Annotated in this window: 13 protein-coding genes and 1 pseudogene; 4 read left to right on the forward strand and 10 right to left on the reverse strand. The window is 67.4% G+C overall.

What is annotated here, in order from left to right; all coding sequences use genetic code 11:
- Positions 1-7: 7 nt before the first annotated feature.
- The 8 genes and pseudogenes from GKC70_RS20785 to cpaB form a co-directional block, all read right to left on the reverse strand.
- Entirely contained in the window at positions 8-268 is a 261-nt protein-coding gene (locus tag GKC70_RS20785; RefSeq protein WP_342649780.1) for a DUF3613 domain-containing protein, read from the reverse strand.
- Between the two features lie 17 nt (positions 269-285).
- The gene (locus GKC70_RS20790; protein ID WP_342649781.1) at positions 286-987 is read right to left on the reverse strand and encodes a tetratricopeptide repeat protein; all 702 of its coding nucleotides are present in this window, start codon (positions 985-987) and stop codon (positions 286-288) included.
- 181 nt (positions 988-1168) lie between these two features.
- Complete coding sequence (locus GKC70_RS20795) at positions 1169-2056, reverse strand: type II secretion system F family protein (RefSeq protein ID WP_342649782.1); 888 nt, start codon at positions 2054-2056, stop codon at positions 1169-1171.
- 1 nt (position 2057) lies between these two features.
- Entirely contained in the window at positions 2058-2936 is an 879-nt protein-coding gene (locus tag GKC70_RS20800; protein WP_342649783.1) for a type II secretion system F family protein, read from the reverse strand.
- Positions 2933-4189 carry a CpaF family protein gene (locus GKC70_RS20805; protein ID WP_342649784.1) on the reverse strand — a complete coding sequence of 419 codons (1257 nt, stop codon included), beginning with the start codon at positions 4187-4189 and terminating at the stop codon, positions 2933-2935. The genes GKC70_RS20800 and GKC70_RS20805 overlap by 4 nt, the downstream gene beginning before the upstream one ends.
- The gene (locus GKC70_RS20810; RefSeq protein ID WP_342649785.1) at positions 4186-5376 is read right to left on the reverse strand and encodes a pilus assembly protein; all 1191 of its coding nucleotides are present in this window, start codon (positions 5374-5376) and stop codon (positions 4186-4188) included. Before GKC70_RS20810 ends, GKC70_RS20805 begins: the two co-directional genes overlap by 4 nt.
- On the reverse strand, positions 5373-6617 hold the full coding sequence (locus tag GKC70_RS20815; protein WP_342649786.1) for a type II and III secretion system protein family protein: 1245 nt from the start codon (positions 6615-6617) through the stop codon (positions 5373-5375). Before GKC70_RS20815 ends, GKC70_RS20810 begins: the two co-directional genes overlap by 4 nt.
- 229 nt (positions 6618-6846) lie before the next feature.
- Positions 6847-7572: pseudogene (cpaB, locus tag GKC70_RS20820) on the reverse strand (Flp pilus assembly protein CpaB); the annotation flags it as partial.
- Between the two features lie 284 nt (positions 7573-7856).
- Between cpaB and GKC70_RS20825 the strand changes: the two are divergent.
- Together GKC70_RS20825 and GKC70_RS20830 are read left to right on the forward strand one after the other, a co-directional pair.
- Positions 7857-8033 carry a Flp family type IVb pilin gene (locus GKC70_RS20825; RefSeq protein ID WP_342649787.1) on the forward strand — a complete coding sequence of 59 codons (177 nt, stop codon included), beginning with the start codon at positions 7857-7859 and terminating at the stop codon, positions 8031-8033.
- Between the two features lie 48 nt (positions 8034-8081).
- Positions 8082-8492, forward strand: coding sequence for a response regulator (locus GKC70_RS20830; RefSeq protein WP_029613639.1), 411 nt, complete (start codon positions 8082-8084; stop codon positions 8490-8492).
- Positions 8493-8510: 18 nt separating this feature from the next.
- Here the strand turns inward: GKC70_RS20830 and pbpC are convergent, their stop codons facing one another.
- Positions 8511-10871: a peptidoglycan glycosyltransferase PbpC gene (pbpC, locus tag GKC70_RS20835; RefSeq protein WP_039582984.1), complete on the reverse strand. Its 2361-nt coding sequence runs from the start codon at positions 10869-10871 to the stop codon at positions 8511-8513.
- 59 nt (positions 10872-10930) lie between these two features.
- On the opposite strand from pbpC, the gene GKC70_RS20840 reads away from it, so the two are divergent.
- Positions 10931-11224, forward strand: a complete 294-nt coding sequence (locus GKC70_RS20840) for a hypothetical protein (RefSeq protein ID WP_039582982.1) — start codon at positions 10931-10933, stop codon at positions 11222-11224.
- 96 nt (positions 11225-11320) lie between these two features.
- On the opposite strand, the gene GKC70_RS20845 is transcribed toward GKC70_RS20840, so the two are convergent.
- On the reverse strand, positions 11321-16222 hold the full coding sequence (locus GKC70_RS20845; RefSeq protein ID WP_342649788.1) for an alpha-2-macroglobulin: 4902 nt from the start codon (positions 16220-16222) through the stop codon (positions 11321-11323).
- 378 nt (positions 16223-16600) lie between these two features.
- Here GKC70_RS20845 and GKC70_RS20850 point away from each other — a divergent pair, with 378 nt between their 5' ends.
- Positions 16601-17938 (forward strand): MATE family efflux transporter, encoded by a 1338-nt coding sequence (locus tag GKC70_RS20850; RefSeq protein ID WP_342649789.1) that lies wholly within the window; start codon positions 16601-16603, stop codon positions 17936-17938.
- The last annotated feature ends 86 nt before the right edge of the window (positions 17939-18024 follow it).

Genomic DNA, 18024 nt, shown 5'->3' on the forward strand with positions numbered 1-18024 from the left:
GGCGTCATCAGTTGTCCGCCGTCTTCGCACTGGGCCGGCGCAGGTACTGAGGAATGGGGTGCTTGTAGCTGTCCAACCAACGCTGCAGGGCGCGCTCGCGCTCCTGCGCGGTCTGCGCCTGGCCGCGCGGTGAAGCCTGCGTACCACTGGCCTGGACGCGCAGCCAGGCTTCGGCGGCGGTCTCGGTGGCAGGTGCTGGCGGCCGTTCCTGTGCCAGCGCCACGCCCAGACCGACACTGCCGATGAGCAGCACAAGGTATCTGATCATCCCGCCTCCTCGACCGCTCAGTTGACCACGTCAGCCGCGGTCTTGGCCGCGGCAAGCGAACCGCGCCCGCTCGACTTGACCTGCCGTGCCCTGGCCTGGGCCTCGGCAAACTGCTCCGGCCCCAGGCGCAGACGACTCACCAGGTCGCTGGCTTGCTGCCAGTCGTCCTGCACCAGCGCCAGCGTCACCAGGTTGATCGCCGGCAGGCGCTGGTCGTCTTGCAGTTCGAGGGCGGTGAGCAGTTCGAAGCGCGCCGGCTCGAAGCGTCCCAGGTTCATCAGCACCACGCCCAGGTCGTTGCGCACCCGCTCATCGGTCGGCGCCAGGCGCACGGCGCGCTGCAAATGCTGCAAGGCCAGCAGGTCATCGCCACGGGCCGCCGCCAACTGCCCCAGGCCGTGCTCGCCCTGGGCGGCCAGACAGCCGCCGAGCAGACTGCGGTACAAGGGCTCGGCCTCGCTGCGCCCGAGCAGCCGCGAGACCTGCGCCCTGCGCAGGCGAACCGGATCGAGGCGCTCGGGCAACTGCTCCAGGTGCGCCAGGCCGGCGTGGGGCCGTCCTTCGTTGAGCATCTCGTCGGCCAAGTTCAGCGCCAGTTGCTGGTCAGCGTCAGGTTTGGCGCATGCGCCAGCGCCGAACAACGTGCCCAGTCCTGGCGACGGTTGCGCCGCGCACCCGCCCAGCAGCACCAGGCAACTCCACACCAGCATCGCTTTCATCGCCTCTCCCTAAGCTTCGTCTGAAAAGCCTTGATACTCGGTGATGCTGCGTTGAAAACCGCCTGGATCGCCAGCCCGGTCGGAATGCTCATTTACAACTCGTAAAGTCGAGCGCGACTCCGACCGTTCCTCGGCGGTTTTCGCCTTGCCTGACCTTCGTCTCAAGACTTTTCAAACAAAGCTAGCTTCCCAAAGCCCGCGCCAACGCGGAAAAACCCGGCCCGGCCAGCACGATCAGCAAGGCCGGGAACAGGAACAGCATCATCACCGCCGACATTTTTGCCGACATCTTCGACACCCGCTCCTGCAAGCCCGTCAGGTGCCTGTCGTCGAGCAAGGTCTTGAGCGCCTGCAACGACTTCATCGCGCCACTGCCCTGCACCAGAAGTTGCTGGAGAATCACACAGGTATCGCTGAACTCGTCCACCGCCAGCAGTCGCGCGCTTTTGTCCAGTTCCGCGCCCAGCGCCATGCCGGAATCCACCCGTTGCAACAACTGCCGCAGTTCCTCGCTGAGTTCCGGAAGCAGGCCGCGTCCCTCTACGCTGAGCACACGCAGCGCCTGCTCCACGGCCAAGCCGGTCTCGAAGAGGATGCGCAGCAGCGCAATCATCTGGCTGACCTCCTCGGCGATGCGGCGCTGCCGCCGTGCAGCGGCCCACGCCAGCACCCGCTTGGGCAGCAGATAGCCCAGCACCAATGCACACAGCGGCAGCACCGGCCAGTGCGGGGTCTGCTCACCCAGCAGCGCGTGCTGCAGTAGCAAGGCCAGCCCCAGTGCCAGCAACGGCAGGCCCAACTGCGCGGCCGCGAACAGTGCACGCTGGCGACTGCGGCGCCAGCCGATGCGGTCGAGCAACCCTTGGCTTTCGCCATCCAGGCGTTGCAGGCGCTGACCAAGGCCACTGCTGCCCAGGGCGTGAAGCAGATCGCCCAGGCGCTGCTCGCGCCCCAGTCGCCCCTGCAGGCGGCGGCCTACCCGATGGCGCGCCCGCAATTGACGGCTGGCCTGCAGGCCCAGCAGCGCGGCGGCGATCAGCAGGCACAACGCGCAGATCAGCCAGGCCATGTCACAGGCTCCTCATCATGCGCCACAGCACCACACAACCCAGCGTCTGCAAGGCGAACGCCAGCAACAACATCATTTGCCCGCTGGCGTCCTGCCAGAGCTGCATCAAGTAAGCCGGGTTGACCATCAGGAAATAGCCGACCATGAACAGCGGCAGGGCACCGAGCACCCACGCCGTGACGCGGGTTTCGCCGGTCATCGCCTTGAGCTGGCGGATACCCTGCTCACGCTCGCGGATCATGCGGATCAGGTTCTCCATCAGCTCGCTGGCGTTGCCGCCATGGCGCTGGTTGATGCGCAGGCCCAGGGCGAACAGCCGCAACTCGTCCTGGTCGTACAGCTCGGCCAGCTCGCTCAGCGCATCGTCCAGCGGCACACCCAGTTGCACGCTGCGCCGGACTTTGCTCAGGGTCGAGTGCAGCGGTTCACGGGTGCCCTCGATGCCGCCGAGCACTGCATCGCTGAGGGTTCGCCCGGCCTTCAGGCTGCGGACGCTGGCATCGAGCAGGCCGGGTAGTTGCTCGATGAGCTGACGCATGCGCCGACGCGCGCGCCAGCACAGGTACAGATAACCGGCCAGGGGCAGCCCCAGCAACAGCAGCAGCGCGACCTGCCAGCCGATCATCAGCGCGGCCAGCAGGACCAATCCCAGCCACAGCAGCAGGACTCGCCGCAGGGGCCATTCGGCAGCGCCGAGCCCGGCGCGCTGCAGCATCGGCTCGAGCCAGTCGCGCCGCGTTGTGCCGCTCTGCGCTTGCCAGGCGCGTCCCAGGCGAAGCAGGGCGCGTTCTTCGCCACGTTTGTAGCGCACCTGGCGCAGCAACAGCACGGCGGCGCCGAGCAACGCCGGGGCCAGGGTCAGCAGCAGCGGGCCGATCACAGCGCGCCGTCCTGGCGCAACTTGCTGCCCGCCGGATTGAGGGCCTCGCGCAGGAAGCTGTCGGTGCCACGTCGGTCCAGGCGAAACAAGGTGTTGGTCACGTACACGTCTTCACGTACCCCGACCACTTCCAGCACCTCGCTGACGCAGCGTCGTCCATCGGGCAGGCGGGTCAGTTGGATGACCACGTCCAGGGCCGCGCAGATCATCTGGCGCAAGGTCTTTTCGGCGATCTGCCGACCACTCAGCCCCACCAGCGTCTCCAGGCGCAACAACGCATCCTGGGCATTGTTGGCGTGCACCGTGCTCATCGAACCGTCATGCCCGGTATTCATCGCCGTGAGCACATCGAGCACCTCGGCGCCGCGAATCTCGCCGAGGATGATGCGGTCCGGGCGCATGCGCAGGGCGTTGCGGATCAGTTCACTGGGCTTGATCTCGCCATGGCCTTCGGCATTCGGCGGACGGGTTTCCAGACGCACCACGTGGCCATGATTCAACTGCAGCTCGGCCACGTCTTCGATGGTCACCAGGCGCTCGCGCGGCGCGATCATCTGGCTGAGGATGTTCAGCAAGGTGGTCTTGCCGGTGCCGGTGCCGCCACTGACCAGAATGTTGCAGCGCCGCGCCACGGCGCGCTCGAAGAAATCGAAGATGGCCTGGTCGATGGCGCGGGTGGCCAGCAGGTCGGCGCTCTTGAGCATGTCCTGGCGGAATTTGCGGATCGACAGGCACGGGCCGTCCAAGGCCACGGGCGGGATGATCGCGTTGACCCGGCTGCCATCGGGCAGGCGCGCATCGACCATCGGCGAGGACTCGTCCAGACGCCGGCCCAGCGGCGCCAGGATGCGCTGCATGACCCGCTCGACATGGTGCGCGTCGATGAAGCGCAGGTCGGTTTCCTGCAACAGTCCCGCCCGCTCGACGAACACCCGGTGCGGCCCGTTGACCAGAATCTCGGTGACGCTGGGGTCGCGCAGCAGCACCTCCAGGGGACCGAAGCCGGTCAGTTCGTCCACCAGTTCCTCGGCCAGGCGCTCCATCTCGTAGCGCGACAGCGCCAGGCGCAGACGGCCGACGTAATCGGCCACCTGTTCGAGCACAAAAGGGGTCAGCGCGGGACGTGCGCCTTCGAGCAGGTTGCGGCCGCTGTCCTCGATGGCGTCGATGACGAAGCGGTGCAGCGCGCGCTTGAGCGCGTGTGGATCGGCGCCGGCCTGGCGTTGACCGCCAAAGGGCTGGTCGCCGTTCATCGGCTGCCCCACAGCCGGCGCAGCCAGAGCAGGCTCGGCGGCGCGAGGGTTTCCGAGCGCCGCGCCAGGCGCTCGCCGAGGCCGCGCAGCGCTTGGGTCAAGCTTTCCCGTGGGGCCAGCTCGAACAGGCTCAGGCCCTGATTCTTCACGTTCAGGCGCACCTCGGGGCTGTCGGGCATGACCTTGAGCAGCGGCAGGGCGTAGCGTCGGGCCAGTGCATCGGCGTCGGGCGCGACGTTGCGCAGGTAGCGATCGACCAGCAGGCTGGCGTGCTCCAGCTTGATGCCGCGCTCGCGCCAGGCGTCGAGCACGTCCAGGTTGCGACGGCAGTCGAGGATGTTCTGGTCGGTGTAGACGATCAGCTTGTCGCAGTGACTGACCAAGGTGCGCAGTGCCTCGCTGTCGGCCTGCCCGGTGAGGTTGACGACGATGTGCTGGAAGTGCTGGCGCAACGCACTGAGCAGCATGTACAGCTCGGCGGCGCTGGTCTGCGCCAGGGGCTCGTCGTGCTCGGCATGATCGAGCAGGCGCAGGCCGCCTTTGTCGCGGGTGAAGGCACTGTCGATCAGGGTGCTGTCGAGCCGGCGCAGGTGGCGCAACGCATCGCCGAAATGGAACGAGGCCTCCAGGCCGAGCAAGGCCAGGCTGTCACCGCGTGGCAGGCCGAGGTCGAGCAGCAGGGTCTGCTGGCCGCTGTCCTGCACCACCCGCGCCAGGTGGCTGGTCAGCAGCGCACCGTCGGCGCCGCGCTGGGCGCCGTAGAGCACGGTCAGGCCGCCCAGGGCCGGGCTGTTGGTGACCGTCGGCAGGCGTTTGCCGAGCCGACGCACCAGCCCGGCGACTTCGCTGGCCCGCGAGCCATAGGCGACGAAGTCGCGTGCCCCGGCGCGCATCGCGTGCAGCACCAACTGATTGTCCATGCCATCGCCCAGGACCACGATCGCCAGCATCGGCTTGGCTTCCAGCACGCCTTCGATCAAGGCGCACTGGGCGACCAACTGCTCGCGGTCCAGGCCGATGAACACCAGGTTGCTGAACGTGACATCGACCAGCGCCAGCAACTCGTCGAGGCTCCCGGCGCTGGCGCCGATCACCTGACCCTGGGGCGCCAGGGCATCCTGCAGCCAGTGCAGGTCGTCTTCGTTGCGGGTGATGGCCAGGTAGGTGGGATTGAGGCTGTCGTTCATCGGGATAACCCCCCTTGTCCTTGAAAGTCGCCTTTTTCCTGGAAAAACAAATGGCCCCAACTGGGGTCGTAGCGGCGCAGCGTCTCACCGGGCAACGCTGGCAGGCGTGCGTTGGCGGCCAACGGCTGGACCAGGTGCGGCGTGACGATCATCAGCAGTTCGGTGTCGTCGCGTTGCACGCTGGACTGGCGGAACAGCGCGCCGAGAATCGGCAAGTTGCCCAGGCCCGGCAACTTGTCCACCGAAGAGCGCGTGCTGTTGCTCACCAGGCCGCTGATGATGAAGCTCTCGCCATCGGCCAGTGAGATGCTGGTGTCGGTGCGGCGCACGCTGAGCGCTGGCACCTGGGTGCCGGCGATGACCACCGGGCGGGAGTAGTCCAGGTCACTGACCTCGGGGGCGACCTTGAGCAGAATGCGCTCGCGGCTGACCACGGTCGGCGTCAGCGACAGGCGCACGCCGAACTCCTTGTATTCGATCGATATGTTGTCGCTGCCGGCACTGGGCACCGGCACCGGAATCTCGCCACCGGCCAGGAAGCTGGCGGTCATGCCGCTGAGCACGGTCAGGCTGGGGCGCGCCAGGGTATAGGCGAAGCCGCTGTTTTCCAGGGCGTTGATCGCCGCGAGGATCTTGCTGCTGCCCCAGACGATGTTGAACACGCCATCGTCGAGCGGGATCGCCGGGCGGGCGATGGGCACCGCGCCAGGCGTCACCGCCGTGCCGGCAGGCGCGGTGCCGGGCGAGCCGAACAGGCTCTTGCTGGACCCATTCAGGAACAGCCGCGCGCCAGCTTCCTGGTACTTGTTGCGGCGCACCTCGACGAACCGAATGTCGGCCTGCACCTGGCTCGGCAACTGGGCATCCTGGGACGGCAGCACACTGGCCGGGTCCATGTCGCTGCTGGCGCGTCCTTTGACGAACAGCATCGCCCGGTGCGGTGCGGCCGCGCACGCGGTCCAGAGCATCAGGGTGGTGTTGCCCGCGCCGACGCCGGTCAGCAGCACCGCACGCTCGCCGCTGGCCTGCACATCGGCCACCGTCGGCTCGCCCACCGCGACCCGGCCGATGACCAGCGGCAGACGCAGCTCCTGCTGCTGGCCCTGTGCGATCTCGATCACCGTCGGTAACCGGTTGACCGCCTCGCAGCCCGACAGCGCGGCCTGGGCCGGTGGTGACAATGCCGCCAGCAACAGCAGCACAGTGCCGGCCTGTTTGAGACTGCGTTCGGAACATCGCATCGCTGCATCCTGCCTGGTCATGGCGTCTGGTTGGCGTGGGCGGTCTTCGCCCCGCGAATGATCTGCATGCCCTGGGCCACGGCGCGCGCTGTCGTGGCCGGCGCGGGGGTACGGGACAACTGGTCGAAACGCAGGGGCTCGGCGGACGGTGCGGGGGCGCTGGCGCGACATCGGCCCAGTAGTGCGCCAGGCGCTGCTCGTCGGCGCTGCGCACGGCCAGACGCAACGTGCCGACCTGGGCGGCAAGCATCAGTCGGCTGGCCTGGGCCTCGGGCACGGCCAGGGTCACGGTGCGCGTGCTGGCCGCACGTGGCGCTTGCTGTTCCCGTCGGGCCTGTTGCTGCTCGGCGCTCTGCGCGGGCTGACCGTCGTTGGCCAGGCCCACCTGCTCGTTGACGCTGAGCACGCGCAGTGCCGACAACACCACCTGCGCCGACGCTTGCGGGTTGCGGTTTTCCTCACGCAGGTACAACAGCACGTCCACGTAGTCGCCCGGGTCCAGTTGCCCAGCCGCGCCCACCACCTCGTCCACGCCGAGGGTCACGGCACGTTCGTGGCTGCGGATCATCCGCGCCAAGGGTCCACCGCGCTGAAAGCTCGACTCGGCCAACCAACTGCCAGCGGCCAGGGGCCGGTCGCTGCTGCGCCCGAGCACCTGGTCGAAACGTTCGAAGGCACCGGCGGGCACCACTTGGAGGTGCTCGAGCAGCACGTCGTCTTCGCTCAGGGGGGTATTGGCAGGCAGTGCTCTGCGCAGCACCACGATCGGCGATCCGGTGGGTTCGGGGGCTGAAGCGGACAGCGCCGAGACGATTTCAGCGGCTGGCGCTGAGGGTGTGATTTCGACCGGATCGGGCAGCTCGGCGGGACGACTGAGCATCAGGCCCCAGTATCCGGCCAGCAAGGCTGCGAGCAAAAACGCCAGAGCAAGGAACAGGGTCGTGCGACTGCTCATATCCGCCTCCGTGCGAGTTGACCCGTGCTAGCAAAAAGGAACTATTTCGCTATTGCACGGTAGCGCAGCGCTCATCAATCGCCATGAGCGGCGGTCGGATTTTTTTCGACTCACATTCATCTGCTTGCAAAACAGGCAGTTAGCCCACCCGAATGGGATTCAAACTTTAGTGCTAATACCTTCTTACATTTGCAGGCTGCGTCAGCTTGGCAATCCTGTGATGGCAAATGGACGTTATTCCGCCACGTCCTGACAGCAGCGCCGTGGGCGCAGGGAGCGATGCCATGCAATTGCCGCAGACCCTTCTACACTTGAAAAACTTCATCCGCCGCGAGGACGGTGCGTCGGGTATCGAATATGCGCTGATCGCCGCGATGGTCGCGGTGGTGCTGGTGCCGTTCGTACCGACCATCTCGACCAAGATCACAGCCCTGTTCACCTCCATCTCAGGAGCCCTGTGAGCGTGATCGACACCTTGCGACCTTCTCTACGGCAACCAGGAGTCCATCATGCCGAACGCTTCCTCACGCCAGCAGATTCTCTTGGTGGACGACGAGGAAGACGCCTTGCTGGAGCTGGCTGAGCTGCTGGAAAACGAGGGTTTCACCTGTCACACCGCAACCTCGGTGAAAGTCGCGTTGCAGCAGCTCACCCGCTACCCCGACGTGGGCCTGGTCATCACTGACCTGCGCATGCCCGAAGAAAGCGGCATCGCCTTGATCCAGCGTCTGCGCGATCACACCGCGCGCCAGCACCTGCCGGTGATCGTCATGTCCGGGCATGCCGACCTCAACGACGTCAGCGACCTGCTGCGCCTGCAAGTGCTCGACCTGTTCCGCAAGCCGATCTACTATGCCCGCTTGCTGGAAACGCTGGACAACCTGTTCCCCAAGGTCTCGGTACAGGCGCTCAGGCGCTGAGCGGCGCCAGGCACGGCCTCACTCGCCCACCTGAAACTCCACCCGCGCCGTCTCGCCGCTCTCGTCCAGGGCACTGAGCTCCATGCGCCCGCGCTGCTCCAGGTGCAGGGCCAGGCTGTCCTGACCCTCGGTCTCGCCCAGCGGCGTGCCATTGAGGAACCACCAGCGCCGCCCTGCTCCACCCAAGGCCGACACTTGCACCTGCAAGGGCTCGTGGCTGGTCAACGGTCGGCGCAAGTGATCGCCGCCGCGTACGCCGACGATCGACAACGGCGGCGCGCTGGGCGGTACTTGCGGCGGGCAGTTGGGGTCGATCGCCGGCAGTCGCGCGCTGCGCCGCTCCACACGTGGCAACCAAGGCTCCAGCGGCGCCGGCCACAGGGCGATGTCCTGCGCCTGCGCGCCTGTACAACGGGCATCGACGCGCAGGCCGCGCTCATTGACCCAGACCGTTTCGCGCAGGCCCAGGCCCAACGGCTGGTCGGCCGCCTGCAAGGTCGGCGGCGTGGTGCCGTCGAGGGTCCAGGCGAAGCGCTGGCGGCGGCACTGCGGATCCTGGCGCTTCATCGGCTGCCCCAGCGGCCAGCAGATCGCGGCCACCCCGACACTGGCGGGCACGTTCTCCACCGGCATCGCGATACCGCGCTGGCGGTCGCGGTTGCTCAGCAGGTCGTGCACCTGCAGCATCAACGGCGCCGCCGACGCCAGGCCGAACTGGCCCGGCACCGGCGTGCCATCGGGACGGCCGATCCACACACCGATCAGGTAGCGCGGGCCGACGCCAATCGACCAGGCGTCGCGAAAGCCATAGCTGGTGCCAGTCTTCCAGGCCAGTTGCGGGCGCTGCACCAGTTCGGCATGCGGATCGCGGTCTGGGCGCGCCTGACCGCTGAGGATGCGCCGCACGATCCAGGCCGCGCCTGGCGACAGCAGCGGCCGTTCCAACAGCGGGTCCTGCGGTTGCAGGCGGATCCGTGCACTGCGGCCCTGCCGGGCCAGCGCGGCGTAGCCACCGACCAAGTCCTCCAGGCGACTGCCCGCACCGCCGAGAATCAGCGACAGGTTCGGCTCGGCCAAGGGCGGCAGCACCAACGGCACGCCGCCAATACGCAGCTTCGCGGCGAAGCGCTTGGGCCCGTAGGCCTCGAGCAACTGCACGGCCGGCAGGTTGAGCGACAGCGCCAGCGCCGAGCTGGCCGACACCGGCCCGCTGAAGCCCATGGAGAAGTTGCCGGGTCGATAGTCGCCGTAGCGTCGCGGCACGTCTTGCAACAGCGACTCGGAGTGGATCAGGCCGTCGTCCATGGCCAGGCCATAGAGGAAGGGCTTGAGGGTGGAGCCGGGCGAGCGCAAGGCGTGGACCATGTCGACGTGACCGAAGCGCCGCTCGTCGCTCAGGTCGATGGAGCCGAGGTAGGCGCGCACCGCCATGGTCTGCGCCTCGACCACCAGTATCGCCGCCGAGGTGCGCTCGGGCAGACGCGCGCGCCAGCCCAGCAGCAGGTCTTCGAGGCGGCGTTGCAAGGTGGCGTCGAGGGTGGTGCGGATCAGCGGCGGGCTGTCTGGCGTGTTCAGCCGCCGCGCCAGCAACGGCGCCAGGGCCGGTTCCTGACGCGGCGCCAGCAGCAGCGGTTCCTCACGGGCCTCGGCGATGCGCTGCGCAGGCCACACCTGATAGTCGGCCAGGCGTTGCAGCACTTTGTCGCGGGCTTGCTGGGCACGCGCGGGATGGCGGTCCGGACGCAGGCGGCTGGGCGCTTGCGGCAGCACCGCCAAGAGCGCGGCTTCGGCGGGGGTCAGGTGCTTGGGCGACTTGCCCAGGTAGGCCCAACTGGCGGCAGCGACGCCTTGCAAGGTGCCACCGAACGGCGCTCGATCCAGATAGATCTGCAGGATCTCGCGCTTGGACAGGTGCCACTCCAACTGCGCCGTACGCCAGAGCTGGCGCAGCTTGCCGGGCAACGTGCGGTCGTGCGGATCGAGCAGGCGAGCCACCTGCATCGACAGGGTGCTACCCCCGGACACCACGCGCCCGCCGCGCAGGTTCAGCCAGGCGGCGCGGGCCAGGGCCAGCGGATTGACCCCCGGATGGTCGTAGAACCAGCGGTCCTCATAGGTCAGTAGCGCCTCCAGGTAAAGCGGCGAGACCTCCTCGGGGCTGACCGGGTAACGCCACACACCGTCGCTGTCGGCGAAGCGCCACAGCGGCGTGCCGTCCTCAGCGAGCACCACCCGCGCCAGGTCGTCGCCCGGCATGGGCAGCGGCCACAGACGGTCGGCCAGCCACAGCAGGGCGGCCATCAGCAGGCTGGCGATCAGCATCGCGCGCAGCACCTTGCCCGCGCGAGTGTGTCCGCGCACTATGCGTGCGCCTGGCATCGGGAACCGACGCGCTCGGGCGATGGCCAAAGGCTGGGAACGATCATCAGGAAGCAGCTATGCATGTAGAAGGGTTTTTCGAGTGGCTGGGCCAGGCGCTGGGCGCGGTGATCAAATTCATCGTCGATCTCATGAGTGGCCTGTTCAACCTGCTGGCCAATGCCGGCGGCAATTTCATCGACGGTCTCTCGCGCACCTTGGGGATGGACACTTCGCTGGTCAGCATCCTGGCCCTGGTGGTCGGGCTGATGCTGCTGTATTCGGCGATCCGTGCATTCCTGCGGGCGTCGATCGTGATGGGCATCATTTGGCTGGTGCTGGGGCTGTGGGTGTTGAGCTGGATCATTCATTGAGAGGGCATGCCATTCATCCGCGAGGGCATCGGCAATGCCGATGTTCGCGGATGAACCACAGCGCCTACAGCGCGGCCTGACGATACTGCGCAGGTCTCAACGACCGCGCACCACCAGCTCGCCCTGGCTCTCACCCACCGCCTGCAGGTTAGGCCGGTACATCGACTCCACCTGGGGTGGCGGGATGCGGTAGCTGCCCGGCGTCACCGCCCGCGCCAGATACAGCAGGTGAGTGGTGCCGTAGCCGTCGAGCTTGAGCGCCGCGACATAGCGGTCGTCGCGGTACTCCTGGTGCACCACGCTGGCGTTCTGCATCGACTCGCGCCATTCCTTCACCGCGCTGCTGGCGTTGTCCAGGCTGGCGGCGCTCTGCGCCAGGTTCTGGTTTTCCAGCTCCAGGCCCGCCGGCAGCAGGTCCACCACCAGCGCATCCGGCACCGACTCCTGGGCCTTGAGCGCCAGGTGCACCAGCACCAGGTCGCCACTGCGCAGGTTACGCAGGTCGACATTCTGGCCGTTCATACCCAGGTACTCGCGGCGGATCTGCAGACCGTTGCTGCTGGGTGCAGGCGCTTGACGCGGGTAACCGGACAGCGTCAGTTGCTGGTACAGCGTGTCGCTGCTCTGGTTCTGCACGGTCAGCGGCGAGGCCAGCAGCGGGCCGTCGAGCAGCATGCCCGAGTCGGCGTTGTCGAACTCGCGCACTTCTCCGGCGCTGTCCAGGCGCGCTTGCCACTTGCCTTCCGGCTTGCCCAATAGCCCGCGACCGGCGAGGAACAGCGCGTTGCGCTCCTGGGTCGACAACCAGCGGTTGGCGGCCAGTTCGTCGGACAGCGCGAACAGGCGCTGGTCGACCTGATCGGTCGCCAGGTTGTTCTCTTGCAACAAGGCGAGGATCAACGCCTGGTCGCGTACGGCGCTGCCGTAGTCGGCCAGCCAGCCCTTGCCGCGACCGATGGCCAGGCCCGCCTGCAAGGCTTGCTGGGCACGCGGTTTGTCGCCCATCTTGTCCAGCGCCACCGCCAGTTGCACCAGTGGCAGACCGGAGCGGGCATCGCTGCGGCGCTCGAACAGGCTGCGCAGCGCACCCAAGGGTGCCTGCTGGCTGCGCGCCAGGACCAGACCGGCATAGGCCTGCACGGCGAAGCGGGTGTGCTCGGCGTTCTGGCTGTAATCGACTTCGATTAGGTTGCGTTCCTGCAAGTAACGCAGCAGACGCTCATTGGCCTTCTTCAACGCCTCGGCGGGTACGCCGTAGCCCTGCTCGCGGGCGCGCAAGAGGAAGTCGGTGACGTACGCCGTCAGCCAGTACTCCTCCTCGCTGTCCGAACTCCATAGACCGAAGCTGCCGTTATAGCGCTGCATGCCGAGCAGGTGCTCGATGCCCATCTCGATCTTGCGCTTGCGCACATCGGCCGGCTCACCCTTGATGCCCAGGCGCTTGAGGCTGTCGGCATCGGCGTAGAGCGAGGGGTACAAACCGCTGGTGGTCTGCTCTAGGCAGCCATAGGGATAGGCTTCGAGGGCACGGATCTGCTCGGCAAGGTTCAGCGGCGGACGGCTGGACAGCGCCAGGGTCGCCTCCAGGCCCGACGACTCGAACTGGGCCAGGTCGTTGTCCGGCAGGGTCCAGGGCTGGTCCTTCAAGGCCACGCGGTAGTGCTTGAGCATCGCCGGATAGGCCGGACGCACACCCAGGGTCCATTCGCGCTCGAAGCCTTGGGCGTTTTCGCCCGGCAACTGCAGACCGTTGACGCGCACCTGCACCTTGCCCTGGCCCAGACCGCCACGGGCCTGCACCGGGATCATCAGCGTGGTGCGCTGGCCTTCGGCAAGGCTCAGGCTCTGTTGCGCGGGGCCGGTGAGGTCGAGCTGGCCGTCGGTGCTGACCTGCACGTCGAGCTGCTGGGCACGTCCGGACAGGTTGGCCAGGTCCAGCGCCAGGCGAGTCTGGTCGCCGCCGGCCAGGAAGCGCGGCGCCGACAGCTCGGCGATCAGCGGCGCGGCCACCACCGTCTTGCCCTCGGCCATGCCGAAGTGCTCGTCGGTCCAGGCCTGCGCCATCAGGCGCAGCTCGCCGTTGAAGTCGGGGATGTCGACCGTGGCCAGACCTTCGCCTTTGTCGTCCAGGGTCACCGGCAGGCTCTGTTGGGCGACGATGGTGACCGTGGTATTCGGGCGCTTGCCGCCCTTGGCCATGGCGGCGTCACCGCCGAACGCCAGGCTGGCCAGACGGCCCTGACCGGCTTCGATCAACTGGCCATAGATGTCCAGTTGGTCAGCGCCGTAGGCCTTGCGGCCGAACAGGCTGGCGAAGGGGTCGGGGGTCTTGAAGTCGGTGATGTTGAGAATGCCCACGTCCACCGCAGAGAGCAGCACATGCACCTGCTTGGGCACGCTGCCATCGGCGTTGACGGCTTTTATCTTCACGCTCAGCGGCTGCTTGGGACGCATCTTCTGCGGCGCCTGCAAGCTGACCGCCAGCTTGCGCTCGGCGCGGTCAAGCGGCAGGTGCAGCACGCCGACGGCGCGCTTGGGCGTGGCGTTGGCCTTGCGCTCGCCAGGGCGGATGACCAGGGCGCTGACGTACAGGTCGTGGCGTGCCCACTTTTTGTCCAGCTCGACCTCGAAGGTCTTGCCCTCGGCCGGCACGTCGATTTCCTGCCACCACAGTGGTCCGTCGCTGGATTCGATCATCAGGTAGCCGCTGCCCGCGGCCGGCGGCGTGACGGTGATCTTGGCCGTGGCGCCGTCGGCGTAGGACGGCTTGTCCAGCGCCAGCTTGACCTGGTCGGGACGTACCGCGCCGCCTTCGGCGTTGTCCTGGGCGCGGTAGCCGGCCCAGAAGCGCTCGCTGGATACCAGGCCGGTCTGCGGGTCTTCGACTTCGACGCGGTACGGGCCCCACTCGACCGGGAAGGTCAGCTTGGCGGTGGAACCGGCCTTGACGCTGACGGTTTCCTCGCTCTGGGTGAGGAATTTCTCGTTGTAGTTGTAGCTCCAGCCGTCGTCCTGGGAGTAGTTCCAGTAATAGTCGCGGCGCTCGCGGATCAGCCGCACCTTGAGGTCGTCGGCGGCCAGTTTCTTGCCGTCGCGGTCGGCGACCAGCACTTCGAACTGCACCGGGGCGTCACTGTCGGTTTCCTCGCCGTCGAACAGACCGCGCAGGCCCGGCAGGCGCTCGGCCGGCCAGATCGGCTGCTCCAGACGGCGGGTGATCGGGCGACCACCGGACTCCTGCAAGCTGGCCTGTACGGTCAATTGCAGCGGCGAACGGGCCTCGGCCCAGCGGCTTTCGATGTTCAGCGTGGCCTTGCCGGCCTGATCGAGGGTGACTTCGTCCAGCTCCAGGTCCTGGGTCAGCTCGTCTTCGGTCACCGAACCGAACTGATAGCCGGGCAGCGCCGGCACGGCCTCGCGCAGCGGGCGCAGGTAGGCCTGGCCGCTGAGGCGGTTGCCGGCAGCCGGCGCGCCGTAGAGGTAGCGGCCGTTGACCTGGATGCGGGCGGTCTCTTCGGGGCTCAGCGGTGTCTTGCTGCCCTTGAGCTCCAGCGCCAGGCGCTCGGGGAGGAAGTCCTCGACGAGGAACTCATAGACCTGCTGGCGTCCGCCGCCAAGGTCCAGCAACAGTTGCCAGCGGCCGGTCGGCGCCTCGGTCGCCAACTGCAGTTGGTACTGGAAAAGACCGCTCGAGTCGGCCTCCCAGACGAACTTGCGGCTGACCTGTTCGTCGGGACGGCGCACTTCGACCGTGATCGGCTGGGCCTTGACCGGCTTGCCGTCCTGATCGCGCAGCAGGCCATTGAGCAGCACGGTTTCACCCGGACGATAAAGGTCGCGCGGGCCGAAGATGAAGAATTGCAGGGGGTTGGCCTGTGGGCCGGTGATGTCGAACTCGGCCAGGTCCAGCGCGGCGGTGGTCAGGCGCAGCAACGTGGTGTGCACGCCCTGGGTGGCGATCAGGGTGTCGGCCTTGGCGGTGATCGGCAACTGCGCGTGGCCCTTGCCGTCGGTCTTGGCCTGGGCCAGCAGCTTGCCTTTCTCGTCGTGCAACTCCAGCGTTACGTCGCCCAGCGCCTTGCCCCCTTCCAGCGCCTGGGTGAAGACGTCCAGGCGATCACGGTAGCGGTGCGCGGAGAGGCCGATGTCGCTGAGGGTGAACAGCGTGGCGGGCTGCGAATAGTCGTAGGTGCCCGAGGCACGCATCACCGCCAGGTACACGCCCGGCTCTTGCAGCGGCTTGATGCCGGCGATGGGCAGCAGCACGGTTTCGCGGGTGTTACGCGCGGGATTGAGGTCGAAGCGGCCGCTGTAGACCAACTCGGCCATCTGCAGGGTTTCCTTGGACTGGTAGGCATACAGGCTGCTGTTGCGGCCCCAGTTGGCGAGGAAGCTGGAGAGTTGCTCGGGCTTGACGCGGAAGAACTCGACATCGACCTTGTCGACGTTCAGCGCGATCACCGGCAGGCCTTCGGCCAGGCGCGTGGGCAACAGCGAGCCGCGGCTGGCGAAGCCGACGGTGGGCTGCATGTCGCGGGTTTCCAAGCGGCTGACCGACTCGCTGGCCAGGGCCTTGCCGTTGACCGCCAGCAGGCCTTTATCCACCGTCAGCACCAGCTTGCGTTGCGGGTCCAAGTGGCGCAGGCGCAGCTCCATCTGGTTGTCCGAGAGTTCCCACGCGCCGTCGAGCTTGCCCTTGACGGTGTCGACCAGGTGCACCTTGGCGGCGAAGTCCTGGTTGGCATCCAACGGCACCGAGAAGCTGATCGACAAGGCGCTGGCGCCGTCGACCTGGACTTCGGAAACATCCAGCACCTCCAGCTCGCGATCAGCGTAGCGCTTGGCCAGCACTGCCGGGTCCTCACGCTTGGCCGCGCGGGGTTCGGCCGGAGCGGTCGCTGCCGGCTTCTCGGCTGGCACCGGGGTGTCCTTGGAAGAGGAATCACAGGCACTGAGCAAGGCCAGCGCGCACGCCAGCAACAATCCTTTGTTGAACATGGAAAGGGAACTCTTCGGCAGCGGGGTGATGAGGGCAGCAACTATAGCGCAACGTCGAGGCGTTGACCTCTCGACAAGTGGCAAGTGAGACCGCGGTCGCACGATTGGGTTGCCGGGCCGCTACAATGCGCCGGCCATACACCCAGGCGCCGCCAAGGCCCCACAGATCCGTAATGCGGTTCACGTAAGATCCGTATTGCTGGCATTGGGGCTGCTGCGCAGCCCATCGCGGCGCAAGACCGCTCCTACAGGGTCCGTACAGCCCCTGTTTCAGGGTTTGCGCGGACTTTGTGGGAGCGGCCTTGTGCCGCGAAAGGGCCGCGAAGCGGACCCAGCATTCTTCAAGTGGACAGCATGACCACAGATCCGGGAATCCCCATGTCGCAGTTGTCCACCGACTGGCAGCACCGCCTGACCCACCGCAAGGTCTGGGCCCTGGCCGCGCCGATGATCCTGTCGAACGTTTCGGTGCCACTGGTGGCGCTGGTCGACAGCACGGTCGTCGGCCACCTGCCCCACGCCCACCAGTTGGGCGCGGTCGCCGTCGGCGCCACGCTGTTCACCTTCATGGTCGGCCTGATGGGCTTTCTGCGCATGGGCTCGACCGGCTTCGCCGCACAGGCCGCCGGGCGCGCCGACGGTGCCGCGCTGCGCCAGGTGCTGGCGCAGGGCTTGCTACTGGCGTTGGCGCTGGCGTTGGTGGTCGGTTTGCTCGCCCTGCCCTTCAGCCAATTGGCGCTGCACGCGATGCAGCCCAGCCAGGCACTGGGCAGCGCCACCGAGACGTTCTTCCATACGCGCCTGCTCGGCCTGCCGGCGGCGCTGGCCAGCTACGCCCTGGTCGGCTGGTTCCTCGGTACCCAGAACGCGCGGGCGCCGCTGGCGATCCTGTTGACCACCAACGTGCTGAACATCGCCTTGAACCTGTGGTTCGTGCTCGGCCTGGACTGGGGCGTGCTGGGCTCGGCGCGGGCCTCGGTGATCGCCGAATGGAGCGCCGCCCTGCTCGGCCTGGCGCTGACCCGGCCGGCGCTGCGCGCGCATCCCGGACGGATCGTCTGGTCGGCGCTCACCCGCTGGCAGGCGTGGCGACCGCTGCTGTCGGTCAATCGCGATATCTTCCTGCGCAGCCTGGCGCTGCAACTGGTGTTCCTGCTGATCGCCGTGCAGGGCGCGCGCCTGGGCGAGGCGACGGTGGCCGCCAATGCCCTGCTGCTCAATGGTCTGCTCCTGACCGCCTATGCCCTCGACGGCCTGGCGCATGCCGTGGAAGCCCTGTGCGGCCACGCCATCGGCGCGCGCGAGCGCGACACCTTGCGCCGCTCGTTGGTGGTGGCCTGCGGCTGGTCGCTGATCGTCAGCCTGCTATTCGCCGCGGCGTTCCTGCTGGGCGGGCACCTGTTCATCGACCTGCAGACCAACATCGCCAGCGTGCGCGCAGCCGCTTACCCGTACCTGCCGTACCTGGCCCTGTTGCCGCTGGTGGCGGTGTGGAGTTACCTGCTCGACGGCCTGTTCATCGGCGCCACACGTGCCCGCGAGATGCGCAATGCGATGCTGGTATCGGTCGCGATCGCCCTGCCCGTGGCATTCGCCCTGCGCGGGCTCGGCAACCACGGGTTGTGGTTGGCGTTTCTCGGGTTCATGGGGTTGCGCGCGGTGACATTGGGGTGGGTGGGGTGGAGGTTGCAACGGCAACGGGGATGGGTTGGCTGATGCTGGACCCGCTGCACAGATCTTTCGCGGTACAAGGCTGCAACTGCAGTCCACAACTCGACTGGCGAGCTGTGCCAGCAACCTAG

Origin of the sequence: Pseudomonas sp. REB1044 (genome assembly GCF_038813925.1) — a bacterium.
GTDB lineage: Bacteria > Pseudomonadota > Gammaproteobacteria > Pseudomonadales > Pseudomonadaceae > Aquipseudomonas > Aquipseudomonas boreofloridensis.